This window comes from Mycobacterium sp. 1245852.3, from assembly GCF_001669335.1.
GTDB lineage: Bacteria > Actinomycetota > Actinomycetes > Mycobacteriales > Mycobacteriaceae > Mycobacterium > Mycobacterium europaeum_A.
The window spans coordinates 1-3,850 of sequence record NZ_LZLL01000574.1; the positions used below are offsets into that span (position 1 = coordinate 1).

The 3,850-nt window shown below is 62.4% G+C and carries 3 protein-coding genes and 1 pseudogene; 2 read left to right on the plus strand and 2 right to left on the minus strand.

The window, feature by feature from the left end; genetic code table 11:
• Nucleotides 1–213: pseudogene (locus A9W96_RS26770) on the minus strand (hypothetical protein); the annotation flags it as partial.
• Nucleotides 214–550: 337 nt separating this feature from the next.
• A complete protein-coding gene (locus tag A9W96_RS26775) occupies nucleotides 551–1,426 on the minus strand; it encodes a fumarylacetoacetate hydrolase family protein (RefSeq protein WP_067144329.1) in 876 nt (291 codons plus the stop codon).
• A gap of 57 nt (nucleotides 1,427–1,483) precedes the next feature.
• Here A9W96_RS26775 and A9W96_RS26780 point away from each other — a divergent pair, with 57 nt between their 5' ends.
• Entirely contained in the window at nucleotides 1,484–2,236 is a 753-nt protein-coding gene (locus A9W96_RS26780; protein WP_082972646.1) for an FCD domain-containing protein, read from the plus strand.
• 67 nt (nucleotides 2,237–2,303) lie between these two features.
• Nucleotides 2,304–3,476: a DUF3500 domain-containing protein gene (locus tag A9W96_RS26785; RefSeq protein ID WP_231999922.1), complete on the plus strand. Its 1,173-nt coding sequence runs from the start codon at nucleotides 2,304–2,306 to the stop codon at nucleotides 3,474–3,476.
• Nucleotides 3,477–3,850 lie beyond the last annotated feature (374 nt).

The following is a 3,850-nucleotide window of genomic DNA, read 5'->3' on the forward strand; positions in this document are numbered from 1 at the left end:
GCGCAGTTCGTTGGCGACGCGGACGATCCCTTGCACCTCCTCCACTGACGACGGGGACAGCACTGCTCCGGGCGCGAACTCGGACGCGTCGCCGACCGGATACGGATCGAGGAAGTCACTCAGCTCAGCAGACTCAGCACGGACCGCGCCGTCCCCGAGCAACGCCCGAAAGCGGTCGACGACTCGCTCGATGTCGTGAAGTTCACTAAGCATTGCTTCTCCTACACGGGGCACTTGCAGGCGGCGCACTCGCGCCACCTCGAGCCCGTCGAGGGCCCGTACGAAGGCGACGGTCAGGCCCCAGAAGCTCCAGCGCTGCCGTCGGGCTCATCACGATGCGATTTTTGAGGGTCACCTCATTGATGGTCAGCGGAGCAGACAGGGTCTCCGCCAGTCCGTCATCATGCATGGACCCTCCCATCGTTGGTTGGAGGCAAGCATCGCGCATCGTGGAGCAGTTTGCAAGATATTCATCAGAATTGGGCTGGGTTTGGACCTTACGCTCGTCGGCCGCGGCGGTCCCACCCGAATTCCGTTGCGCCCTATGGGTTCACAGAAGATGCGCATCCGCTGTGAGGGCGCCTCGGCGGTGCTGATTACTGACGATCCTGTTGCGGAGAATTCCCAGACGATCAACCTCGACCTCGACGACATCGCCGGGGACCAGCAGGCGCGGCGGGGTTCGCGCGTAGCCGACACCGCCGGGGGTGCCCGTGGCTAGCAGATCACCAGGACGCAGCGTGAAGGTATGCGACACCATAGCGAGCGTTTCTCCGACGGTATAAACCATTTCGTCGGTGCTTGCGTCCTGAACGACCTCACCGTTTACCCGGGTCTGTAGCCGCAGGCCCTCACGCAGATCACCAACCTCATTGGCGGACACCATTGGGCCCAACGGCCCGGACCGGTCGCCGTTCTTGCCAAGGATCCATTGGGACGTAAGCCGCTGGGCCCAGCGGCAGGTCAGGTCGTTGAAAGTGGAGTAACCAACTACTGCGGCCAGAGCCTCCTCCGACGTGGCATCGACGAGGGGGGCGCCGACCCAAGCGACCACCTCACCCTCCCAATCGAGGCCGTCCTCGTTCGAGGGCACGGGCACGTCGGCACCACTGACTGTGAGAGTATCGGTCCATCGAGCGAAAAGCGTTGGGTGACTGGGTAGCTGACGGTTACGGAAATCGCCCTCGGCGACGTGCTTGAGGTAGTTCAGGCCGATGCAGATTACACGGGCGTCCGCTGGCACCGGGGGAACGAGCAGAACCGCATCGATCGGCAGCGTCGGACCTGGAGCATCAGACTTGAGGCGGTGGGAGGCACCTGCCCAGAACTGTGCGAGCGGTGCGATGACGGTGACATGCGTGCCGTCATCCGACAAGTGCGCGGCCTCAACCGGCAGGCCATTGCGGCGGATTCCCACGATCCTCACTGCGGTTCCTTCGCAAGAAACCTTCTAAGCGTTCGGAGGTTATGCATATACTGCACTATGCCGCACGAGTCGGCCCAACCGCAGCGTTCGGTTAGGCGCACCGATTTGAGGACTGCCACCCCGACATTCGACGTAGCGAAAACCTCGCCGCGGACCCGAGCCCAACAGCTGGCCGCCGCTCTGGACTTGCGAATCCGCGACCAAGACCTCCAGACCGGTGACGCCGTCGGCACGCTCGAATCACTTCGCGCCGAGACGGGATTCGCTTACTCGACAATTAGCGAGGCGGTGCGGTTGCTATGCGACCGCGGCGTGCTCGACGTCCGGCCCGGACGCGGCGGAGGACTCTTCGTCGCCAACCCCACGTCGGTCGTCCGGTTGCGCCACACGTTGCTCGAGGCCTCCAACCCGGTGGACGTGGCCGATGCCATCGAATTGCGGGATCACCTCGAGTTGCTTATCGACGTCGCAGCGGCGCGGTTTTCCACCGATAAGGATATCAACGATTTGCGCGCGCATCTCGACACAATGGCGGCGGCACCGAGCTGGGATGCGTTCGTCCGTACTAACTGGGCGCTGCACGAGCGCATCGCCGCGATCGGTCCGAACGCTATGGCGCGCGCGGTCTACCTCAGCACGCTAGGACCGCTGCGCGCCACATCCACCCAGTTCGATAGCGAACGTGCCTTTGCCAAGTACCGCACGGCACGACTGCGCATTCACGTCGACCTGGTTGACGCCATCGCCGCCGGCGATGAGCGCAGAGTCAGGAAGTTGGTCGCCCGCCACACAGCCGCCTCTGAGGGCTGATGTGCCCAGCGAATTCCGCAAGTACCTATTCCCGCACGACCATCCCCGGCTGGCTGGCATACGGGGAATGGATCCGTATACCTACGGCACGACGGCGCGTCATCCCGGCACGTTCACCGGTGATCTAGTCGCCGGTTGGAAGCCGCTGTATCACAACGGATTCCGTGGTATCACCGAAGATGGCACGCTGCACAGCGAGATTCACCATTTTGAACCGCCGCGACGGGGCGAGGAGGCTCCCGTCGCGGCGATGCTGGCCGCCGCCCACGACCTGTTGTCGAGTCTGGACGACGAGGCGCGGGCGCGGATAAGCTATCCAGTAGACGCGGTCGAATGGCAAACCTGGGCCAATCCGGAATTCATGCAATTCGATACCGGTGTGCGCTTGGAGCTCCAGCCGCAGCAGGTCCAGCGGAAGGCGCTGGCACTGATGACGGCTTCCCTCAGCCCTGAGGGCTACGAACTGGCGCGTAACACGATGTTGATCAACGGCTTCCTCGGTGAAGTGGTCGAGCTGCAGAGCATTCTGAACGAGTTCAGCTACAATATCGCGATCTACGGGCAACCCGATCTACACAAGCCCTGGGGCTGGCAGCTCTACGGACATCATTGCGCACTGAATTGCCTTGTCGTCGAAGGACGTATGGTTCTCAGTCCGGTCTTCCTCGGCGCCGAGCCCAACGAGATTGACGCCGGTCCCCACACCGGTATTCAAACGTTCACCGACACAATCGGATTGGGCACGGCACTTATGGCGTCGCTGCCGCGATCGCAGCGGCGCGCGGCCACGGTTTATGACCAACTGGTCGATCCGGCGATGCCCCCCGGACGTATTCATCCCGGCGACGAGCGTCACCTTGCGGGCGCATTTCAGGACAACCGGGTCATCCCATTCGAAGGTATCCTTGCCCTCGATATGCCAACGCCCGCGCGGGATTTGCTGATGGCGATCGCGGAGCAGTTCGTTGCGCTGTTGCCCGTTGGACCTCGAACGGCGCGGCTGCGTGAGATCCGCCGCCATCTCGGCCAAACTTGGTTTTCCTGGATCGGCGGTCATCAGCCGGGCGATGTTTTCTATTACCGTGTCCAGTCGCCGGTGATTATTGCCGAGCTAGACCACCACTGCGGTGTGTTTCTGGACTATGACACACCTAAGCCATTCCACATCCACACCGTTATGCGGACCCCGCACGGAAATGACTATGGGCGTGCCTACGTGCGGCAGTTGGATCGTGGTTAGCCTGAGCTGAACCTTGCGTGGCGACTAGAACCCCGTGCTCACCGTCGCCGATTGTCGGGCTGTTGTCTCCTAGACAAGGGTCGTGCGGCGCATCGGTGGCCTCGGCGTCGTAGAGCTTATCGACTGAACCGTTTGCGGATCAACCGAATCTGTGCAGATGGGACATCGCGAACCCGGCGGGTCCGAGCTGGTACATGAGACGGCTCCTCATCGAACCGTCGAGTTCAGTCGGGCCGCTTGCATCCTTCCCTGACTGGCGGATGCTAAGGGGCATCCATACATAGCACGGTGATGTTAGGTTCGCGCTGTCCGAGGCGGTCGCTCACGGCGAGCGTCTTCGCCGGACTTGACTCGTTCTCGATGAAGGCTTTCCG